Origin of the sequence: Bradyrhizobium jicamae (assembly GCF_018130695.1) — a bacterium.
Taxonomy (GTDB): domain Bacteria; phylum Pseudomonadota; class Alphaproteobacteria; order Rhizobiales; family Xanthobacteraceae; genus Bradyrhizobium; species Bradyrhizobium jicamae_B.
Genome location: NZ_JAFCJX010000012.1, coordinates 198044 through 217869 on the forward strand (window position 1 = coordinate 198044; position 19826 = coordinate 217869).

The following is a 19826-nucleotide window of genomic DNA, read 5'->3' on the forward strand; positions in this document are numbered from 1 at the left end:
GAGGAGGCCCCTATGGGCGCGCCCGCCAATGTCGTTCGCCTGCAACCGGTAGGCATAGAGTTCGAGGTCGAGGAGAACGAAACTGTTCTCGACGCTGCGTTTCGTCAGGGGATCGCGCTGCCGCATGGTTGCAAGGAAGGGCAGTGCTCGGCGTGCAAATGCGTCCTTACCGGAGGCGATGTCGAGCTGAAGAAATACTCGACATTTGCCCTCAACGAGATGGAGCGCGGCCAGGACTACATCCTGCTCTGTCGGACCTTGGCGTACTCCGATCTCGAAGTGGAGCTCCTCAACTACGACGAGGAAGTGCTGTCGAAATCGATCCCGGTCAAGGATTTCATGGGCACCGTTACCGGCGTCTCCGCGCTGACCCATGACATCCGCCGCCTCGAAATCACACTGGAGCAACCTCTGAAGTTCTGGGCGGGTCAATATGTCGACATCACGCTCCCGGGACCAGAGACGATTACGCGCTCGTTTTCCATGGCAAATTCGCCGGGCGAAAGCCAAAAACTCGCGTTCATCATCAAGAAATATCCCAATGGACGCTTCTCCTCACGACTCGACGGAGATCTCGCCGTCGGAACCGAAGTCGGAATCAAGGGACCCTACGGGACCTGCTTCCGACGAGAAAACAAAACTGGAGCCATGATCCTGGTCGGCGGCGGATCCGGAATGTCGCCACTGTGGTCCATCCTGCATGATCACATCAGCTCCGGGGAAATGCGTCCGGTGCGCTTCTTCTACGGAGCCAGGACGCAGAACGATCTCTTCTATCTCGACCATTTCGCGGAGCTCGCCGCCAAGCATCCGGAGTTCACCTTCGTTCCGGTTCTCTCCCATGCGGCCGACGACACGGCCTGGGGCGGGGCAAAGGGCTTCGTGCATGAGGCAGTCGGAGAGCACCTTCGCAGCGCGGACTATGGTGAAGACGTCGACGTCTATGCCTGCGGACCATCGCCAATGATCGAGGCACTGACTCCAGTGTTGCAGATGAGCGATGTCGAGTCGGACCGCATCTTCTTCGACAAGTTCACGCCGGCGAACAACTAAGACGCCTTGACCGCCTAACGAGCTAGAGCCCAACAACAGGAGGAGGAAGACGACCATGACTGCCGTTCAAACCGTATCAGCCAAATCCGGTGCAGCAGGTTCTGCGGTGTTTCCAGATTCGGATAGCCGTAGATACCGCTATTTCGAACCGCGCAACAAGCGAGCCACGCACTACGAAGACGTAACAGTCGACGTGCAGCCGGATCCGGAACGTTACCTGTTGCAGGACTGGATCATCTCCTTTCCCGACGGCAAGGGTGCATACACCAAGGACAACACGGCGGCCCTCAGCTCGAATTGGCATGCGTTCCGTGCTCCCGACCAGGAGTGGGAGCGCACGCACTACCAGCGCCAGTCCAAAATCGAAGCCATGGTCCAGGCCGTGATCGCCAACGGTCGCAAGTCCGGGGCGCCGAAGAGCTTCGACAAGGCCTGGATCAAGATCCTGCAGAATCATCTCGGTGCGTGGAAGCACGCCGAGTTCGGTCTCGGCACGTCGCTGATGCAGGCTCAGCGTTACGGCTACACCCAGATGATTAACAATGCGACGCTGACGAACTCGTCCTACAAGCTTCGGCTTTCACAGGATATTACGCTGTATCTCGCCGAGATCGGAATGGACATTCCGGGCTTCGACGACACGGCCGGCAAGCGGGTCTGGCTCGAAGACAAGGGCTGGCAAGGAACGCGGGAAGCGATCGAGTCGATCATGGGCTCGGCCGACTATCTCGAGCAGTATTTCGCCACCAACATCGTGTTCGAGCCGTTGGTCGGCGAGCTGTTTCGCAGCGGCTTCCTGATGCAGGTGGCCTCGTCGAACGGCGACTTCATCACGCCGCCGGTGATTTCGTCCGCGGAAGCGGACTACGAGCGCAATCTCGCGAATACGATCGACCTGATGCACCTTCTGGTGACCGACAATCAGCATGGTGCCCACAACAAGAAGCTGTTCCAGGGGTGGGTGAACAAGCATGTCGCGCTCGCCAACAAGGCGGCGGCCGGCCTGCAGCCGATCTGGTCGCAGCCGCACTCGAAGCCGGTGCAGTACGCCGATGCGCGTGCGCAGTCGGTCGAACGCATCAAGAAGATTCTCGGCGAGCTCGGCCTCACCCTTCCCAAGGAGTAAATTGCAATGTCCGTTGCTTCAAGAAGTGCGACCAACCAGAACATCTTCCAGAAAATGGGCGACCTCGTCTTCGAACAGACGATTTCCCATCAGTGCGGCGTCACCATGAATGACAGCGTCGAGGCGCGCGCTATCGCCGAATTCATGGGGAAGAAGCCGAGCGTGACCGTGACCTACCAGCCGGCCCTGATCCGCATCGACGGCGAGGGCAAGTTGATCTTCAAGATGGACGAGATCAGCGAGATCCTCGGCAAAGAAATGACGGCCGAGATCTTCGAGGTGAACACCTCGACCCACTATGGACGGATGGTGCGTATCGACGACAATACGGTGACGCTGTTCGGCAATATGGACGAGGTCTTCGAATACATCGAGTGAGCTTCCTTCTCCCTGACTGGGTGGGGCCGCATCCCCGGCGGCTGTGGCCCCGCCGCTTCTCGAAGTGGTCTCGCACGACCACAGCGCTTCGTTTGATCGACTAGAGCCAACCAGGAATTTCCGGAGAGCATCATGTTCATAACTCCCAGTGGCGAGGAAGTGTTCGTTATCGACGGCCATACCCATTTTTGGGACGGCAGCCCGGCGAATCAGCTCAACGTCCACGGCAAGCAGTTCATCGACTGCTTCTACGCCTACCACACCTCGCTCAGCCCGAAGGACAGGCTCTGGCCGAAGGAGCAGTTCGAAAAATACAGCGCCGATCAGATGTACCACGATCTGTTCGTCGACGGTCCCGACGACATGGCGGTCGTTCAGTCGACCTACCTCACGGAGTTCTACAAGAACGGGTTCAACACCATCGATCGCAACGCCGAGATGGCGAAGAAGTACAAGGACCGCTTCATCGTCAACGGCGCCTTCGATCCACGGGATGGCGAGAAGGCGCTCGAGTACATCCACTACATGAGGGAGACGTTCGGCATCAAGGGCGTCAAGCTCTATACCGCCGAGTGGAAGGGGGACTCGCGTGGGTGGAAGCTCACGGATCCCAATGCCTATCGCTGCCTCGAGCTCTGCCAGAAGCTCGGCATCATCAACATCCACGTCCACAAGGGCCCGACGATCATTCCGTTGGACAAGGATGCGTTCGATGTTCACGACGTCGACCATGCCGCGACCGACTTCCAGGGATTGAACTTCATCATCGAGCATTGCGGCCTGCCGCGACTCGACGACTTCTGCTGGATCGCCGTGCAGGAGACCAACGTCTACGGCGGCCTTGCGGTGGCGCTACCGTTCATCCACGGACGTCCGCGCTATTTCGCCGAGGTGATTAGCGAGCTTCTGTTCTGGGTCGGCGAGGACAAGATCCTCTTCGGCAGCGATTACGCGATCTGGACGCCTCGCTGGCTTGTCGAGAAGTTCTGGAACTTCGAGCTGCCGGAAGACCTGAAACAGGAGCACGGTGTCGATCTCACGCCCGAAGCGAAGCGGAAGATCCTGGGCCTCAATGCGGCGCGCCTCTACGGCGTTGACATCGAGGCGCAGAAGGCGAAGCTCGCGCAGCAGGTTCGCGCGACTGCGGCGGAGTAGGCATCATGAGCGCGCTCCAACATCAGCATGATCGCAAGACCGGCGAGGTGTGGGAGCGCCTTGCGATGGTGACGGATCCCGAGCTCGACGAGCCGGTTACCGAACTCGGATTTGTCGAGCAGGTCTCCGTCGACCACGATGACCGCGTCGAGATCGTCTTCCGTCTGCCGACCTATTGGTGTTCGGCGAACTTCGCCTTCCTGATGGCTGACGACATGCGCCGGGCGGTGTCCTCGCTGCCGTGGGTTCGCGAGGCCCGTCCGCAGCTTCGGGATCACATGGTCGCTGACGAGATCAACAAGGGCGTCCGCGAGGGCATGTCGTTTGGTGATGCACTCAAGGGCTTCGCGGCCGGCGGGTCGCTCGACGAGCTGCGGGAGAAATTCCGCCGCAAGGCGTTCGAGCGGCGCCAGGAAGTCATGATTCTGGCGTTGCGAGGGCTGGGTTACGAGGATCCGGCGATCTGCCGAATGAATCTCGGTACATTTGACGCGATCACCTTCGGCTCGGAAGACGTTGCGCGCCAGAAGCCGCGTTATCGCGAGCTTCTGGTTGAGCGGCGGCTCGCCGACCACCCGGCCGACCCCGCTTTTGTCACCTTCGATGGGGCCCCCATCAAGCGGCACGAAATGGTCTCGTATTTGCAGCGGCTACGGGGAGTGCGCATCAATATGGAGTTCAACAGCTCGTTATGCCGGGGCCTTCTTGCTGTGCGCTATCGCGAGCTCGACGGGGATCGCGCGCAACAGGCAGCAGCTCCGTGTGGAGGTTGCGGCAGTGGTTGCGCTGTACGGTCTGTCGGATCGCCTGCAATGGACAAGCATTCCTCGGCGCTTGCGTGAGGTCGCGCGGATGCGCGTGCGACCTGTAAGTGTCGACAAAACGGAGCGGACATCAAGTTCGCCCGGCCTGATCATCCAAGAAACGACCACGTGGGAGTGAAACGCAATGGCAAAAGTTCTGCTGCATGACATAGAAGCTCGCCGCGCTCTTGCGCGTGGAGTCCAGAAGCTGGCCGCCGCGGTCGAATCGACTCTCGGTCCCAAGGGCATGAACGCGATGGTCGACCGGCCGATCGGCACGCCCATCGTGTCGCGCGATGGTGTCACCATCGCCTCCGAGATCGAATTGCCGGATCGCTTCGAAAACATGGGCGCCCAGGTGGTGCGCGAGGTCTCGATGCAGACCAACGAAGTCGCCGGCGACGGTACGACGACGGCGATGGTCCTCGCGAACGGTCTCATTCAAGGCGGTGTTGCGGCCCTTGAGCGCGGCGCCAAAGCGGTCGATCTCTGCAAGGGGATCGACCGGGCCGTCGAAGTCGTCGTCGAGAGCCTGAAGAGTGGGGCAATTCCTGTATCGGACCGCAACACGCTACAGGCCGTGGCGACGATCGCGTCGACCGACTCCCATCTGGGCGGTCTAATCGCCGAGGCGGTCGAACGCGTTGGCAAGAACGGCATCATCAGTTCCGAATACGGGTTGACGACTAGCACGACGCTCGAGGTGGTCGAAGGCATGTCGTTCGATCGTGGTTACATTTCCCATCACATGGTGACGGACGTGGAGAGGATGGAGGTTGTGCTGGATCAACCCTACATCCTCCTCACCGACCTGAAAATCAAGGCGCCGGACGAGCTGGCGGCGGTCCGTGCGAGGGTCGCGGAGACCGGGAAACCGCTTGTCATCGTTGCCGAAGAGATCGCACCGGAAGTTGTTGTCACGCTGCTTGGCGAAGGCAACCGAGGCAAGATCCTGGTGGTCAATCCGCCCGACTACGGCCACTGGCGCAAGGCCATGATGGACGACCTCGCCATCATCACCGGGGGACGGGTCATCGCCCGCGAGCTCGGCGGCAAGCTGGAAGAGACGAACCTTGCCGACCTCGGTACTGCGCGGCAGGTTCGGGCCAGTGCGCGCGAGACGGTGATCATCCGGGGCGGCGGGGACGATGCGGCGATCGCCGCGCGTCGTCAGCAGGTAGCCAAGCAGCACGACCTCGCGCCCCCGAACATCGAGCAGGACAAGCTCAAGGAACGCCTGGCTAAACTGTCGGGTGGGACCGCGGTGATCCTTGCGGGCGGTGTCACGCCGGTCGAGCAGAAGCGTACGATCCAGTTGATCGACGATGCGCTCAGCGCTGCGCGGGCCGCGGCCGAGGAAGGGATCGTGCCGGGAGGCGGGACGGCGTTGGCGCAGTGCGCGCCGGTAGTGGCGCGCACCCTCGGCAACATCAATGGAGACCTCGGTGAAGGCATCAAGCTAGTACGCGAAACCCTGTCGCGTCCCGCCGCGTTCATCGCCCGAAATGCCGGCCATGATGCAGCGAAGGTTGTGGCCGAGCTGCAAAGTTCGCGGGCCGGGGTCGGGTTCGACGCTGCAAACGGCGCGTTCATCGACATGGTATCTGCCGGGATCGTCGACCCGGTCAGGGTGACGTATACCGCGCTCCGAAACGCTGCTTCCGTGGCCACGCTGGTGCTGACGACCAACACGCTGGTTGCCGATGTGCCGGAGTACGTTGATCCCACGCAGGGGCCTGCGCTGGGCGGCGGGGCGGAAAAGCTTGGCCGGGCCTGAAGCACATGAATGCGATTGGCGTTCCGGCGGGAAGCTCGAGGGTCTGGCACCGGGAGGGATGCACTATCACAGGTGGTCCTTTTTGTGGCGCTGGGCTTCCGAGCCGCAATTTCCGGTTCTGTCTTCGCGGTTGGTACAAAGCGCCAGATGGTGGCGACGCCCTGACCATCGCGGACTGATTGGACGGTGACAACGGTCCGGAACGAGTTACAATCTTAGAAGCTCCGGCGTGGGCCGAAGGAGGCGATGCAACAAGCCTTTGCGGTCATTGGACCGCCGGAGCAGGAGGAAACGGGACATGGCCTACATCATCTCCAAGCGTGATGGTCCGCACCGCGAAGAGCTGGCGGCGAAGGACTTCCTTCAGAAGAACCGCACGAAGATTAACTCGCTTGCCAATCATCTGACGCTCGGGCGCTGGCAGGAGTTGCGCAATCCGACGCCTCCCCCTGAGCCTCAGCCGTCGGGCAAGCTCTGGTCCACGCCTCGGGCTCGCCCGAAGGAGATCGAGCCCTATGTGCGGATCAGCTATAATGGCCGCGTCGTGATCGCCGATCTCGCGTCAGGGCGGCAACTCCATTTTGTTGGTGAATTGCGCGGCGGCGGGCAATCGCGACACTTCGCTCTGGCGACGCGAGAGAATGGCATCTTCGAGCCGCTCGATGACGAATTGCACAAGGTCCTGATGGACCTCGAGGGAGTGAGCGTGCCCGATGAGGCGTCGGAAGCGCGCCTGGAGCAGATCATCTCGGGCCGTCTCGGTTTGGACGCGATCGCCAGAACGGTCGAATGATCCGCGGAAGCCGAGCCGGTGAGAGCACGATCTCAATGGCCCGGCGCATGTCGTTTCTGCCGATCAAGCTGCTGTTTGCCAATATAGGTTTGGTGCTCCAATGCTGACGGAAACCTTCATGGCTAAGCCGCCGTTTTCCCTGGAAGGCTACAAAATTCCAGATGCCGCGGATGCGGAGCAGGGACGGCCGTACGATGAACGGGAGACCAACAAGGCGTGGGAAAACTTCCTGACGTTCGGAGACGCAAAGCGCGAGAACGCTCTGGTGCGAGGCGTCATCGAAGATTCATGGCAGCGCAGCATCAAGTCGGGAGTCAATGCACACTGCAAGGGCAGCAGTTTCATCGCTTCCCCGGACGATCTCTATGAGCTGCGTCTGAAGAATGATGATCTACTTGGCTCCAGCGCCCAGACTTTCCGCCGCGTTGCGGAGGTACTTGGCGATGCGGCCACCATGTTGGTCATCACCGACAGGAATGGCGTCGTTCTTGACGTAGGAGGCGATCAGCGGACGATCGATGCCGGGCACGATATTCGCCTCGAAGTCGGCGCCGCCTGGGGTGAGACGGTGACCGGCACCAACGGCATTGGTACAGCGCTCGTCACGGGAAAACCGGTTCATGTCCACGCCGCGGAACACTTTTCCGAGGGCATCAAGGCCTGGACCTGCGTCGGTAGCCCCATTCGTAGCCCGATCGACGGCAGCATCATAGGCATCATCGATTTTTCCGGACCCCAGGCGATCTTTCACCGGCACAATGTCGCATTGGCGGTGATCGCCGCCAACCACATCGAACTCGCACTCTCGGAAAAGCTCCGGCTCGAAAGAATACGCCTGCTCGAGGCAAGCATTTCTCGAATGCCAGGGATGGGCAGTGCCGACGGCGTGGTGATCCTGGATCGCTTTGGTCGGGTCATCCATCACAACGATATGGCGTCGGCTCGCTGGCGGCGGATCGCGCAGTCTCGTGAATTGAACATTGGGTCGCAGATTCTTCCAAGTCGCGAAGGCCTGCTGGGCAAAGACTTGGCCGAGGGGTTACCCGAGGAGTTGCGCGAGCAGCGGATCGAGCCACTGGTCGTCGACGGGGTCGTGAAGGGCGCAATGCTCGTGCTTGCTTCGAAGCCGCGGACAAATCCTGCTGCATCCGAAATGTTGCCGACAACCCGCGCAGCCCTGATGTCGGCAAAGGAAGCGATCGTCGGATGCAGCGAGGCACTGCTGGATGTCGTGCAGAAAGTTGAGCGGGCGGCGCTCGGCCGGACCGCGATTCTGCTCGAGGGCGAGACGGGCGTCGGCAAGGAACTGTTCGCCCGCCTGGTTCATGCCGCCAGTCTGAAGACGGGCAAGGAGCCGTTCGTCGCCTTCAATTGCGGTGCGGTCTCGAAAGAGTTGCTCGGCGGTGAGTTATTCGGGCATGCACCGGGCGCTTATACCGGCGCTACGCGCGAGGGAAGGCCCGGGCGGTTCGAATTTGCCAATGGCGGCGTGCTCAGTCTTGACGAGATCGGCGAGATGCCGATGGACCTGCAACCTTACTTGCTCCGTGTGTTGGAAGAGCGCGCGGTTTACAGACTCGGTGACAGCAAGGCGCGCCCGGTGGACGTCCGGCTTGTGGCGTCGACCAATCGGAATCTGAAGCAGGAAGTGGCCGAAGGGCGTTTCCGCAAGGATCTGTATTTCCGGATCGGCGTCGTCAAGCTCACCATCCCGCCGCTCCGCGAGCGGCTGGGCGATATCGAGATCCTGATCGATCACTTCAACAGACAATTCGCGGCGATCTACAGCACCCAGCCGCTGCGCTTCGAGGCGGCCACGATGGAATTGCTGCGCCGCTATTCCTGGCCCGGGAACGTTCGCGAGCTGCGCAATCTGATCGAAAATCTCGTGCTGATGACGATCACAGGCATCGTCACTCCCAGGGACTTGCCGGAGGATTTCGTGGAGGTGGCGCCGACCCAACCTCCCTCAATCTCCGTGCAGTCGGAGAATAGCGCTACGGGATCGGAGGGTGACGAGATCGCGCGCTTTGACGAGATGGAGCGTCGTGCCATCGAGAGGGCCGTCGCAAACGCCGGCGGCAATATTGCCGCTGCCGCGGAAAAGCTGGGGCTTTCGCGCGCGACGCTGTATCGCAAATTGCACCAATACCGTTCCCGAACCTAGCGATCGGGGGCTGGCATGGCGGCTGTCTGGGATGAACAAAAGGGCGGGGAAGGTCCGGTACCCGCGGCGACGCTGGCCTCGCAGATCCTTGCGCGCGCCGACCGCGACGTCACTTTCGTGGTTCACTTGGTTGGCGAAAGCCAAAGCTTGCTGGTGCGACATTTCATCAAGTTCATCGAGACGGAGCTCGCAAAGCGCGGCATGAGCTACGGCGCACATCCGCTACTGCGACCTTTCGTCGAAACGCATGCACGGGAGCTGTCGGATTTCGTATTGCAGGGTATCGGCTTGCGGCATCAGTTCGGCCTCCAGACCATCGAGACGATGGCCGGCGATCCGGCGCGGTTGCTGAGGGTCGATCTGTGGGACTCGCTGCAATCTCACGTCAACGACGCGCAGCAACACTTCGTATCCGATGCTCGGGGTCTCCAACGGATCCTGGATCAAATCGAGCCGAGCGCATGAGTGTCGATCCGGAGGCCCTTGTCGAAATGCTGAGGGAGCGGTTGCTCGTCGTTCAGCAGTTGTCGGCCGCTCAATCCTGGAATCTTCTGAACCGTCAGCTTGCTGGTGGAGCAGAATTCGAGATTCAGAGGATTGAGCAGGAGATTGCGACGACAGGCGGTTCGCATGCGTTAACCGACGCTATCGAGGAAGCGCACGAGCGCTTGGAAGAAGCAAGGGCTGGAATGGCGACTTGCGATGCTCAATGCGCCGCGCTGGAACGAAGTCTCGAAGAACTCGACAGGTGTATTGCGACCGGCAGGTGAGACGACCGATGGACACGATGGAAGCTGATACCGCTACGCTCTATGACTTGCTTGGTCGGCATTGGACCATGGGGGCACCCGTTACGAACGCGGCGTTCGACACTGCGGGACAGGCAGTGGCGTTCGCGCTTGCCGATGGCTCTCTGGCCATCGCTCCGCTGGCCGACAGCGAGCCGCCGAAGGATCGCTATCGTATGGCCTTGGACGGCGGCCGGCCGACGATCTCACCGCGCCGGAACCCGGTCCCGCCGTTGACGAAAGTCGTCATCAGCGATGCCTCTCTTCATCTCGCCTCGATCGAGCCCGAAGGTTTCGTCGCAAGCGATGGCAGTCAATTGCTGCACGTGTCAGCATCCGGCGTCACCCGACAAGCCGCGAAGCTCGGGGCCCCGATTGACCTCGTCGCCCCGGTGCACGCCGGCGGCATTCTGGCTGCCTCCGGCGGGTCGGTCATATACTGCGATTCCAACGGCGAGGTCGGATGGCTTCAGGAGCGTGCGGGAGGGCTTTCATCTGCGTTGGCTGTCTCGCCGGATGGTCGGAGCTTTGCGATAGGGGCTGACGGTTGTCTGCTTGTGCGTGCCTTCGGACCGCGGCCTGAGCCCACCGCTACATTGGCCTTGGGCTCGATCTCCAGCTTGGCGTGGAGTCCCGATGGAAACTGGTTGGCAATGTCCGTCGCAGAAGCCGGCATCGTGTTGCTGCGCCTTTCCGACGCGCGCGCCGTTCGGATTCCGAGCTATCCTGCAAGCGTTGGGTCTCTCTCCTGGAGTGCTGACTCCCGCGTTCTTGTGACGAGCGGGGCCTACCGTATAGTCGCATGGGACATTTCCAGTCTCGACGACGGTCGCGAACAGCCGGCGAGCCTTGGCACCGGCCGAAGCGGATTCGTCCTTGTCGAGGTTGTGGACATGCATCCAGGACGCCCTTTGGTCGCAGCAGGGTACAGCGACGGCAGAGTCGTAGTCGCCAGGATTGGCGACCCCGATGAGCTAGTCGTCAAACCGCCGGGCCAGAGCGCGGTCCAAGTCGTCCGCTGGTCCGATGAGGGCCAGCACCTTGTCGTCGGAACACGTGGCGGCGAGGCGGCGATCGTGACGTTTCCGCCGCAAATCTTCAAGTAACGGCGAGCTGGGCGACGAGCCTTGCCGCGAGCTCCAGGAGGAAGTTCATGACGGTCACCGAAGCGTCAAACGAAGGCGCAAGCAAGGATCAGTTCTTCAAGGAACTGGCGGAGATCTCCGAGCGCATGATTGCCGCGCACGGAAAAGAGTTCTCGATGGGCGCCTTGGTGTTGGCGGCGAGGTTCATCGCCGAAAACAAGCCCTTCGAGCGAAGCGCGACAACACAGTGAGGGGCTTTTGCCGCATACGAAACCTGAGGAAGCGGTCCAGGAGCAAAATGTTGAAAGGACTTATTTGAGACACTCGTTCACGGGGCGTTGCTGTGGTGCAACGAGGGCTAGGCCTACGATCCCGCGACAGCGATTTCGGAGCCGGGCCTGACGGGCAACCGGAGCAGTGATGGTCGGGACGGACCGTGCCAGACCGCAATTGTGGTCACCACGGCATGCGTCTTTGGGGTGCTTACCGGATCTTCGCCCGTGCCCGGATTGACAGGATAAGCCGGATAATCGGCCCCCGCGATGGAGAGGCGGAGCCGCTCACCCTTCTTGAGTGTCGCGCACGTGGTAGCCAGTCTCAGCTTGTATCGGCCTGCCGTCGCGGCGCGGTAATGCGCATATCCGCTCGAGATCTGGAGAACCCTTTCGTCAGAAGTGACGAGTGAAAGGATGCAGCAAAGATCGAAACTCGGACGGTCGCAACTCAGCTCGAGTTCGACCTCGGGTTCACCGACCACCTCGATCGCGTCTTCAAGAGCCTTCGTTGTAAAGGTCAAGACGTCGCCGCGTTCATCGGTGACCCGGCGATCGACTGGCCCCGTCGGAGCGCCGTAGTAGCCGCCGACAGTAGGCGCGGGTCGCCAGGGATCGTGCACGATGTGCTCGACATTCTCCTCCGGGTTTGGCCGAAGACCGAGAGTGCCGTCCTGAGCGTCCAGCGACGCCCGACCGGTGCCACCAAGGAACAGCGCCTGCGTGTTTGCAGGCATGTCCTGATATTGCCGCCATGCTTTCAGACCCATGTCGAACAACTCTACCCGTTGCTCTTCGGCCCGGCTCGATGACCCCTTGAGGACATGGTCAAAGAACCGGATGTGATCGATGTCGACATTGCGCTCCGCATCTGGCCCGAAGTCGACCGAACCAACCTTCCGTGTCCACGGAAAATGGATCCAGGGTCCGACGATGAGCTTGGTGTCATCGCAGCTGCTTGTGACAGCCCGGAAGGATTCGATCGTGGCCGGCAGGAAGGGGTCGAACCAGCCGCCGACGAACAACATCGGCAATCGGCGGGCGCGAATGGCGTCCAGATGCGTCACAGGCGAAATGCGGTCCCAATACGGTGAATCGGGGGGCGTTTCGAGCCAGTCCATGACGTGCGAATAATGTCGGTACTTCTGCAGCAATTGTGGCATGGCCGCGATCGGGCCGCTGAACGGCAGGTTGGTCCCGGCGGCTTGCAAGGCGCTGAAGGCCTCGTCGTCGCCCGCGCGTCGCGCCGCCTCCGCCGTGATCTGAATGCCCCAGCCGATCATGTGCTTCATCTGCAGGGCCCCGTTCTCGTAGGCCCAATGCGCCGGATTCCACGGCCCCATCGTCGGTGCCAGGGCCTTCAGCGACGGGCAATCTCCCGCCGCTGCCAGCAACTGGTTGTAGGCTTGATAGGAAAAGCCGTACATCCCGACGTCGCCATTGGAGCCGTCGAGACGCGCCGCCCATTCGACCGCCTCCGCGCCGTCCTCGATCTCGTTTTCACCGGGGCGGAATGTCCCTTCCGATGTGCCGCGTCCTCTGACGTCCTGCACCACGACGATATAGCCATGTGAGGCGTACCAGGACGGATGCGCGTAGCAGATGCTGCACGCGATCCGCCTGCTGTAGGCCTGGCGCTGAAGCAGAACCGGATGGGGGCCCGGCGCCGCCGGTCGGTACACGTCGGCGTCGAGCCGCGTGCCGTCCTTCAGCGTCATGGTCTCGATTTGCGGGGGCAGGACGGGCAGTCGGGGTGATTTTGCTGACATCTACGGAAGCTTCATCGTGAATTCGTGCGCTTAAAGGCGCGGCGTGTCGAAAATCCCGACTACCGGGTCGGCTCATTCGTTGCCGATCTAATCCGTGACATCGGATACTGCTCGACCTCCGTGATCAGCTTGATCAAGCGGCCGGCCGCGCGTTCGACAGCCATACGGCCGCGCTCGGCATCTGCGAGCGCGGCGTTGCCGCAGGCCCCCTTCGGGTTGATGTCCTGCATTTGCCAGCCGAATCCAACCGGGCCTTCCGGCATGAGGATCTCGCATTCCGTCTCCAAGGTCTGGGACAGCGCCCTGAAATCCTCTGCCAACGCCATGTCGACGAGCCCGGGATGCAGATGGCGCATCACGCTGGTTTCGATCTCTCCGGCGTGGATTCCATGCTTGCGCTCGGCCGCACTGAAAAGGTCCGACAGATCCGTGAAGCGCGACCATTGTGAGGAGACCGCCAGCATGCCCAGCTTGACACGCAATTCGCGGCAGACGATCTCCATGACCTGCGGCTGACCGCCATGCGAGTTGACGAAGACGACCTTGCGGACGCCGGCCCGGTGAACGCTCTCGCAGACCTCGTACCAGACGCGGCCCAAGGTTTCCGCCGAGAGCGTCAGCGTGCCGGGGAACGCTGAATGCTCGTTCGACTTGCCGATAGGCATGGTCGGGAGGAACAGGACCGGAAAATCGTCGGGCATCTGCGCAACTGCGTGCTGGATGATGCCATCGAGGATGGCGGCATCGACGCGAACCGGCAGATGCGGCCCGTGCTGCTCGACGGCGCCGACCGGCAGCACAGCAACGATTTTGCTCATATCGAGTTGACGGAAATCCTCGGCCGATAGGTCCCACCACCAATGCGACTTCAGTTTCATCTCGGTTGCCTTGGCTTGAACTAGCAGACGAGCCGCCGAGCCTTCGTCGCTCCGCGGCCTGCCGATCATTGTTGGACATCCGCAGAAGTATGAAAAGCGCTTAGTTTCGTCCGTTGTGTTGCCCTTTTGGCAACACGCTCTGCGGTTCAGCTGGCAACCTCGCGGATCATCGCTTTCAGCATCTCCGCAAGCACACTCGCGATCGCGCTGGTGCCCCGAACATGGCCGATCAGCATCAGAGCCTGCGCATCCTGCGCAAGCTCGCGCGCGGGAACATAGGTGAGCCGTCCGGCTCGCCGCTCGGATTCCACGTCGAAGGGAGTGAGGAAGGTGATGCCATCGTTCAGGATGACTGCGTGCCGCATGATCTCGATCGAATTGGTCTCGATCGCCGGCTGCAGGTCGATCGCGACCCGTGCGAATGCAGCCTCCAGATAAGGCCGGATCGCGCTCGTGCTGTCGGCGATGACGAGCGGGTAGTCGATGCAATCGCTGAGACGGACGTTGCTTCGCTTGGCCAACGGATGGTTTGGGGTCATGACTGCGCCGAGCCGGCCGACGGCGCGCGCGAGGACCTTCAGATTGCTGTCCTTGCCGAAATCGAACCCTATACCGAGATCGGCCTCGCCGCTGGCGACCGCAACCTGAATTTCCGCTCCCGTGTTGAAGAGCGTCAGGTTGAGCTTGACGCGCGGATTGGCTGTTCGAAACTCTTTCACCTTGTTCGGAACGAGGTTGGAGGCGAGGCCGCTCATCATCGCCAACGTGATTTCGCCGCGTCGCAGGCCCTTCAACTCCTCGATCTTGACCTGGGTGCGGCTCAGCTCCTTGAGCGTCTGGCGGACATGCCCGATCAGGACTTCCCCGGCGGCGGTCAGGATCAGCTTCTTGGGAAGGCGCTGGAAGATCGGCGTTCCCAACTGCGTTTCCAGCGCGAGAATCTGGCGGCTGATTGCCGATGCGGCGACATTGAGACGGTCTGCGGCCTTGCGGATCGAGCCGGTGCGGGCAACCTCGTCAATGTAGTTCAACAGCCGGCTATGAAGCATAATCCTGACCCCGATCAATTTCTGCAGGATGCTGGCTCGTTGCCGAAAAGGCAACGGGTCTGTCGAATTAAAGCGCTTTGAGGCGATGCCTTTGCATGCGACATCCGTCAAGACGAGAGTGCGCACCGTTCGAGGAAGATCATCCCATGTCGTTCAGCGTCGCCGATCTTGCCCATGCGAAAGTCTTCCGCATCGCGCCGAAGGACACCAACTATTTCGCCGTCCTGTTCGATCAGGTGACGGATCGGATCGGCAACATCTTCGTCATCGAAATCTTCCAGCCTGGCGGGGCGACCCCACCCAACGAGCACGCCGCAGCACATGAATTCTTTCACGTGCTGCACGGCGTCGGTGTTGCACGCTGCGACGGCAAGACCCTGCCGATCAAGAAGGGCGACTCGCTTCTGCTGCACCCGGGGTCGGAGCATGTCGTCGAGAACACGGGGCCAGGCAAGCTCTACACCCTCACCGTGATGACGCCCAACGAAGGTTTTTCCGAGCTGATCCGCAGCGGTGAGCCGGTCGCGCTCGACGCCGAGGACATGCGCGTCCTGCAAGGGCTCTAGGCGATGGGCGTCGCATCATCCGATCCTGCCGTGAACGAAGGCCTGCTGCCGCTGGGCTCGAGCCGAGCGAATTGCTGGATGGTCACCGAGAGCCGCGCCAGTCTGGTGCGCCCGTCGGTCCTGCCGAGGCCGGCGACTGTCCAGGCCCAGGGCAAGCTGGTCACTTTCGACCTGGCGCGCACTGCGCTCGTTATCGTCGACATGCAGAACGACTTTTGCCACCCTCAGGGCTGGCTGGCACATATCGGCGTGGACGTCGCGCCGGCGCGGCGCCCGATCGCGCCGTTGCGGCGGTTGCTGCCGCTGCTGCGAGGCTGCGACGTGCCGATCATCTGGCTTAATTGGGGCAACCGGCCCGACCGCCTCAATCTCAGTCCGGCGCTGCTGCATGTGTACAATCCGACTGGTGCCGGCATCGGCCTCGGTGACGCACTGCCGGGCTCGGGTGCGAAAGTGCTGGAGCGGGGCAGCTGGTCGGCGGCCATTGTCGACGAGCTTCCGACAGAGCTGACGGATATCCACGTCGCCAAGTACCGGATGTCGGGCTTTCAGGATACCGAGCTCGACAGCATTCTTCGCAATCTCGGCGTGAACACTCTGATGTTCGCGGGGGTCAACGCCGATCAATGCGTGCTCTGCACGCTCCAAGACGCGAACTTTCGCGGCTATGACTGCCTGCTCCTGGAGGATTGCACGGCCACGACCTCACCCGACTATTGCATGGCGGCGACCATCTATAACGTCAACCAGTGCTTCGGCTTCGCCGTCGGGTCCGAAGCGATCGCGGCGGAGCTCGTGCATCGTGCATCGAAGGGTGGCCAATCGTGACTGATCTCGCATCTGGTGCGCTGGACCGGCTGGTCGCCGATCTCGGCGACATTCCGGTGGTGACCGAGCAGAAGGTCGTGCGCCGCCGCTCGCGCGACTTCTTCTGGTACAGTCCGATCCTCAATGCCCAGCTCGACGGCAAGTCGGCCGATCTGATCGTGTTGCCTCGTGACGAGCAGGATGTGATCCGGATCGCATCCGTCTGCGCGCGCCGTCGCGTGCCGGTGACCGTGCGCGGCGGAGGGACAGGAAATTACGGACAGGCCGTGCCGCTCGATGGCGGGGTGCTGCTGGATATCTCCGGGCTCGAGAGCATCGAATGGATCAGGCCGGGCGCGATGCGGGTCGGCGCCGGCGCCAAGATGCACACGATCGATGCGGCCGCGCAGGCGCAGGGATGGGAGCTGCGGATGCATCCATCGACGAAGCGAATGGCGACGATCGGCGGCTTCGTCGCGGGCGGGTCCGGTGGTGTCGGCTCCATCACCTTTGGCGGCCTGCGAGAGCCCGGGAACATCCTGGCCGCGCGCGTCGTCACGGTCGAGGAGGAGCCGCGGATCATCGAATTGCGCGGCGATGCGGCTCAGAAGGTCAATCGCGCCTATGGCACGACCGGCATCATCACCGCGCTCGAAATGCCGCTCGCGCCCGCATGGAAATGGATCGACGTCGTGGTGGCGTTCGACGATTTCATCGAGGCGGCAGCATTCGGCTATGAGGCGGCCCTGGCCGACGGGATTGTGAAGAAGGTGCTATCGCCGGTCACCTGGCCGTTGCCGTCGTATTTCGGGGCGCTGAAGTCCTCCTGTCCCGACGGAAAGAGCGTGCTGATGGCGATGATCGCCGAGCCCTCTCTCGATAGCTTCAAATCGCTGCTCGGCGGCCGCGGCACGATCACGCTCGAGACGCCGACGGACGAAAGTCCCGGCCGAGTCCCGCTCTACGAATATTGCTGGAATCACACGACGCTCCAGGTGCTGAAGAGCGATCGATCCGTCACCTACCTGCAATGTCTCTATCCGCATGATCGGGTCCTGGAGAAGGTCGCCGAGATGCGCGAGCTGTTTCCGGACGAAGTGCTGCAGCACCTCGAGTTCATCCGCTTCGGCGGCCGCGTCACCTGCAGCAGCCTGCCGGTGATCCGCTACACCGATGCAGTCCGGTTGAACGAGATTATGCGGCTGCATGAAGAGCGCGGCGTCTTCATTGCCAACCCGCATGTCTTCACGGTCGAGGACGGCAGCCGGTACAAGCGCGCCGACGCCGACCAGCTCGGCTTCAAGCATGAAGCCGATCCGCATGGCCTGCTCAATCCCGGCAAGATGCGAAGCTTTGTCAGCACAAGGCGATGAGCGATGCACGTGCTCTACGTGTATTGCCATCCGCTCGCCGACAGCTTTCACGCGGCCCTTCGCGGCGAAGCGCTGGCCGGTCTGGCCGAGGCCGGCCACACGGTCGATCTGCTCGATCTCTACGCAGAGGGGTTTGATCCCGTCCTGAGCGCCGGACTTCGCCGCGACTACCACGATCCCGTGCTGAACCGGCGCAACAACGAGGCCTACGCCGAGCGGCTGATGGCGGCGAACGCGCTCATCGTACAGTTTCCCACCTGGTCATTCGGGCCACCCGCGATGCTCAAGGGCTGGTTTGACCGCATGCTCGGTCCGGGCATCGCGCTCGACCTGTCCGATCCCGCCCATGCGAGGCCGATGTTGCAACACATCGAACGCATCGCGGGCATTGCGACCTACGGTCGGCCGCGCTGGCAGGCGATCGGCATGGCCGATCCGCCGCGCAAGATCATCAAGCGCTACTTGCCATGGTTCACCGGCGGAAAGGCACGCGTGAGCTATCACGCGCTCTATCACATGAATGTCGCTACTGCGATCAAGCGCAAGCGCTTTCTTGCAAAGCTGCGGCGGGATATGGGCCGCTTCTAGCCGCGCTTGGCGACGCGGCGCGACGTCACGTGCGCTGTTGCTTCTTCGGACGACCACCAAGAAAGATCGGCCGCATGCCCACTCGGTCACCGGTACCCCGAACTCGTCCTTTTCGTAATGATGCCGTGCCCCATTTTTCGTGCCGGATTGCCCACGAAACCAGCATTGCTGCGAAGGGCGATAGAGCGTGGAGCCGTCGCTTCTTTGTTGCCAAGTCCATGATCGGCTCGCCCTGGCGGGCTCCCGCTTGCACAGCAAAGCGGCGTTGCCGGAAAGGCAACGGATTGCTCGAATCTAAATGCTTTGAGGTGACAGCCTCCCCATGCATCCTCACGCTCGGAAGTCTCGCAGCGCAGCGCTCGCCGGCTGACCCCGGCGAGCCGCAAGAAGGGCACCCAGCATGGCTATGAAGAATCTGAGCCGAGTGATCGCAGGCGGCCTGTTGGCGAGCGCAGCACTGGCCGTCTCCCTCACCGCGGCGCGGGCTGCCGACAAGGTGACATTACTGACCAACTGGTTTGCGCAGGCCGAGCACGGCGGCTTCTATCAGGCCAAAGCCACCGGCCTCTATGACAAGGCCAGCCTCGACGTCACCATCAAGATGGGCGGCCCGCAGGTGAATGGCTCGCAGCTTCTGCTGGCCGGCGATGCCGACTTCATGATGGGCTATGACATCCAGGTCCTCAAAGGTCGCGAACAGGGACTGCCGCTGGTGACGGTCGCTTCGTCGTTTCAGTTCGATCTCCAAGGCATCATGACCCATGACGATGTGGCAGACCTCGCGGCGCTCAAGGGCCGGCCGATCCTGATCGCGGGATCGTCGCGCACAACATTCTGGCCGTGGCTGCGCACCAAATACGGCTTTACCGACGATCAGATCCGTCCCTACACCTTCAACCTGCAACCCTTCTTCGCCGACAGCACCGTGGCGCAGCAGGCCTATCCGTCGTCGGAACCGTATCAGGCCGAGCAGCAGAACGTGAAGGTGAAGTTCTTCCCGCTCGCCGACGGCGGCTATCCGCCCTACGGCTCGACCATCGTCACGACCGAGAAGATGATCGCGGACAAACCCGACCTCGTATCGCGCTTCGTCAAGGCGTCGCTCGAGGGGTGGCGCGACTATGTGAAGAACCCCGCGCCGGGAAATGCCCTAATCAAGGCCGACAACGCAAAGATGACGGACGGGCAGCTCGCATTCGCGATCGAGAGGCTGAGAGCGATGAAGGCCATCGACAGTGGCGATGCGGCAACGCTCGGCGTCGGGATCATCACGGCCGATCGCTACCAGAAGACCTACGATTTCTTGGTCAAGAACGACCTGCTCAGCCCAAAGGTCGATTGGCACAAGACCTTCGACGACCGCTTCGTCAAGAATCTGAAAATCGGCGTCAACTGAGGA

General features: G+C 61.8%; 20 protein-coding genes. 17 read left to right on the top strand and 3 right to left on the bottom strand.

Going from position 1 to position 19826, the window contains the following annotated elements:
* Positions 1-12 precede the first annotated feature (12 nt).
* The 12 genes from JQ604_RS19555 (at position 13) to JQ604_RS19610 (ending at position 11376) form a co-directional block, all read left to right on the top strand.
* Entirely contained in the window at positions 13-1053 is a 1041-nt protein-coding gene (locus JQ604_RS19555) for a 2Fe-2S iron-sulfur cluster-binding protein (protein ID WP_212359818.1), read from the top strand.
* A 55-nt stretch (positions 1054-1108) separates the two neighbouring features.
* Positions 1109-2179, top strand: coding sequence for an aromatic/alkene monooxygenase hydroxylase subunit beta (locus JQ604_RS19560; protein WP_212359822.1), 1071 nt, complete (start codon positions 1109-1111; stop codon positions 2177-2179).
* A 6-nt stretch (positions 2180-2185) separates the two neighbouring features.
* A complete protein-coding gene (locus JQ604_RS19565; RefSeq protein WP_212359825.1) occupies positions 2186-2557 on the top strand; it encodes an MmoB/DmpM family protein in 372 nt (123 codons plus the stop codon).
* Between the two features lie 132 nt (positions 2558-2689).
* Complete coding sequence (locus JQ604_RS19570; RefSeq protein WP_212359829.1) at positions 2690-3712, top strand: amidohydrolase family protein; 1023 nt, start codon at positions 2690-2692, stop codon at positions 3710-3712.
* A gap of 5 nt (positions 3713-3717) precedes the next feature.
* On the top strand, positions 3718-4554 hold the full coding sequence (locus JQ604_RS19575) for a metal-sulfur cluster assembly factor (protein ID WP_212359833.1): 837 nt from the start codon (positions 3718-3720) through the stop codon (positions 4552-4554).
* Positions 4555-4660: 106 nt separating this feature from the next.
* Positions 4661-6292, top strand: a complete 1632-nt coding sequence (locus JQ604_RS19580; RefSeq protein ID WP_212359836.1) for a molecular chaperone GroEL — start codon at positions 4661-4663, stop codon at positions 6290-6292.
* A gap of 298 nt (positions 6293-6590) precedes the next feature.
* The gene (locus tag JQ604_RS19585) at positions 6591-7085 is read left to right on the top strand and encodes a hypothetical protein (protein WP_212359839.1); all 495 of its coding nucleotides are present in this window, start codon (positions 6591-6593) and stop codon (positions 7083-7085) included.
* 100 nt (positions 7086-7185) lie between these two features.
* Positions 7186-9252: a sigma-54-dependent Fis family transcriptional regulator gene (locus tag JQ604_RS19590; RefSeq protein ID WP_212359843.1), complete on the top strand. Its 2067-nt coding sequence runs from the start codon at positions 7186-7188 to the stop codon at positions 9250-9252.
* A 15-nt stretch (positions 9253-9267) separates the two neighbouring features.
* Positions 9268-9717 carry a hypothetical protein gene (locus JQ604_RS19595; protein ID WP_212359846.1) on the top strand — a complete coding sequence of 150 codons (450 nt, stop codon included), beginning with the start codon at positions 9268-9270 and terminating at the stop codon, positions 9715-9717.
* Entirely contained in the window at positions 9714-10022 is a 309-nt protein-coding gene (locus JQ604_RS19600; protein WP_212359850.1) for a hypothetical protein, read from the top strand. The genes JQ604_RS19595 and JQ604_RS19600 overlap by 4 nt, the downstream gene beginning before the upstream one ends.
* Positions 10023-10030: 8 nt before the next feature.
* The gene (locus JQ604_RS19605; protein WP_212359854.1) at positions 10031-11146 is read left to right on the top strand and encodes a WD40 repeat domain-containing protein; all 1116 of its coding nucleotides are present in this window, start codon (positions 10031-10033) and stop codon (positions 11144-11146) included.
* 47 nt (positions 11147-11193) lie between these two features.
* A complete protein-coding gene (locus JQ604_RS19610) occupies positions 11194-11376 on the top strand; it encodes a hypothetical protein (RefSeq protein ID WP_212359857.1) in 183 nt (60 codons plus the stop codon).
* A gap of 113 nt (positions 11377-11489) precedes the next feature.
* On the opposite strand, the gene JQ604_RS19615 is transcribed toward JQ604_RS19610, so the two are convergent.
* From JQ604_RS19615 to JQ604_RS19625, 3 genes are all read right to left on the bottom strand, one after another.
* Entirely contained in the window at positions 11490-13115 is a 1626-nt protein-coding gene (locus JQ604_RS19615; protein WP_212359860.1) for a CocE/NonD family hydrolase, read from the bottom strand.
* Positions 13116-13225: 110 nt separating this feature from the next.
* The gene (locus JQ604_RS19620) at positions 13226-14044 is read right to left on the bottom strand and encodes a creatininase family protein (protein WP_212359864.1); all 819 of its coding nucleotides are present in this window, start codon (positions 14042-14044) and stop codon (positions 13226-13228) included.
* Positions 14045-14190: 146 nt separating this feature from the next.
* Positions 14191-15093, bottom strand: a complete 903-nt coding sequence (locus JQ604_RS19625) for a LysR family transcriptional regulator (protein WP_212359867.1) — start codon at positions 15091-15093, stop codon at positions 14191-14193.
* Between the two features lie 146 nt (positions 15094-15239).
* Here JQ604_RS19625 and JQ604_RS19630 point away from each other — a divergent pair, with 146 nt between their 5' ends.
* From JQ604_RS19630 to JQ604_RS19650, 5 genes are all read left to right on the top strand, one after another.
* Positions 15240-15659 (top strand): cupin domain-containing protein, encoded by a 420-nt coding sequence (locus tag JQ604_RS19630; protein WP_212359870.1) that lies wholly within the window; start codon positions 15240-15242, stop codon positions 15657-15659.
* A 30-nt stretch (positions 15660-15689) separates the two neighbouring features.
* Positions 15690-16487: a cysteine hydrolase family protein gene (locus JQ604_RS19635; protein WP_349631118.1), complete on the top strand. Its 798-nt coding sequence runs from the start codon at positions 15690-15692 to the stop codon at positions 16485-16487.
* Positions 16481-17839, top strand: a complete 1359-nt coding sequence (locus tag JQ604_RS19640; protein WP_433996266.1) for an FAD-binding oxidoreductase — start codon at positions 16481-16483, stop codon at positions 17837-17839. The genes JQ604_RS19635 and JQ604_RS19640 overlap by 7 nt, the downstream gene beginning before the upstream one ends.
* 3 nt (positions 17840-17842) lie before the next feature.
* Positions 17843-18427 carry an NAD(P)H-dependent oxidoreductase gene (locus JQ604_RS19645; protein ID WP_212359879.1) on the top strand — a complete coding sequence of 195 codons (585 nt, stop codon included), beginning with the start codon at positions 17843-17845 and terminating at the stop codon, positions 18425-18427.
* A gap of 400 nt (positions 18428-18827) precedes the next feature.
* Positions 18828-19823, top strand: coding sequence for an ABC transporter substrate-binding protein (locus JQ604_RS19650; RefSeq protein ID WP_212359883.1), 996 nt, complete (start codon positions 18828-18830; stop codon positions 19821-19823).
* Positions 19824-19826: the final 3 nt, after the last annotated feature.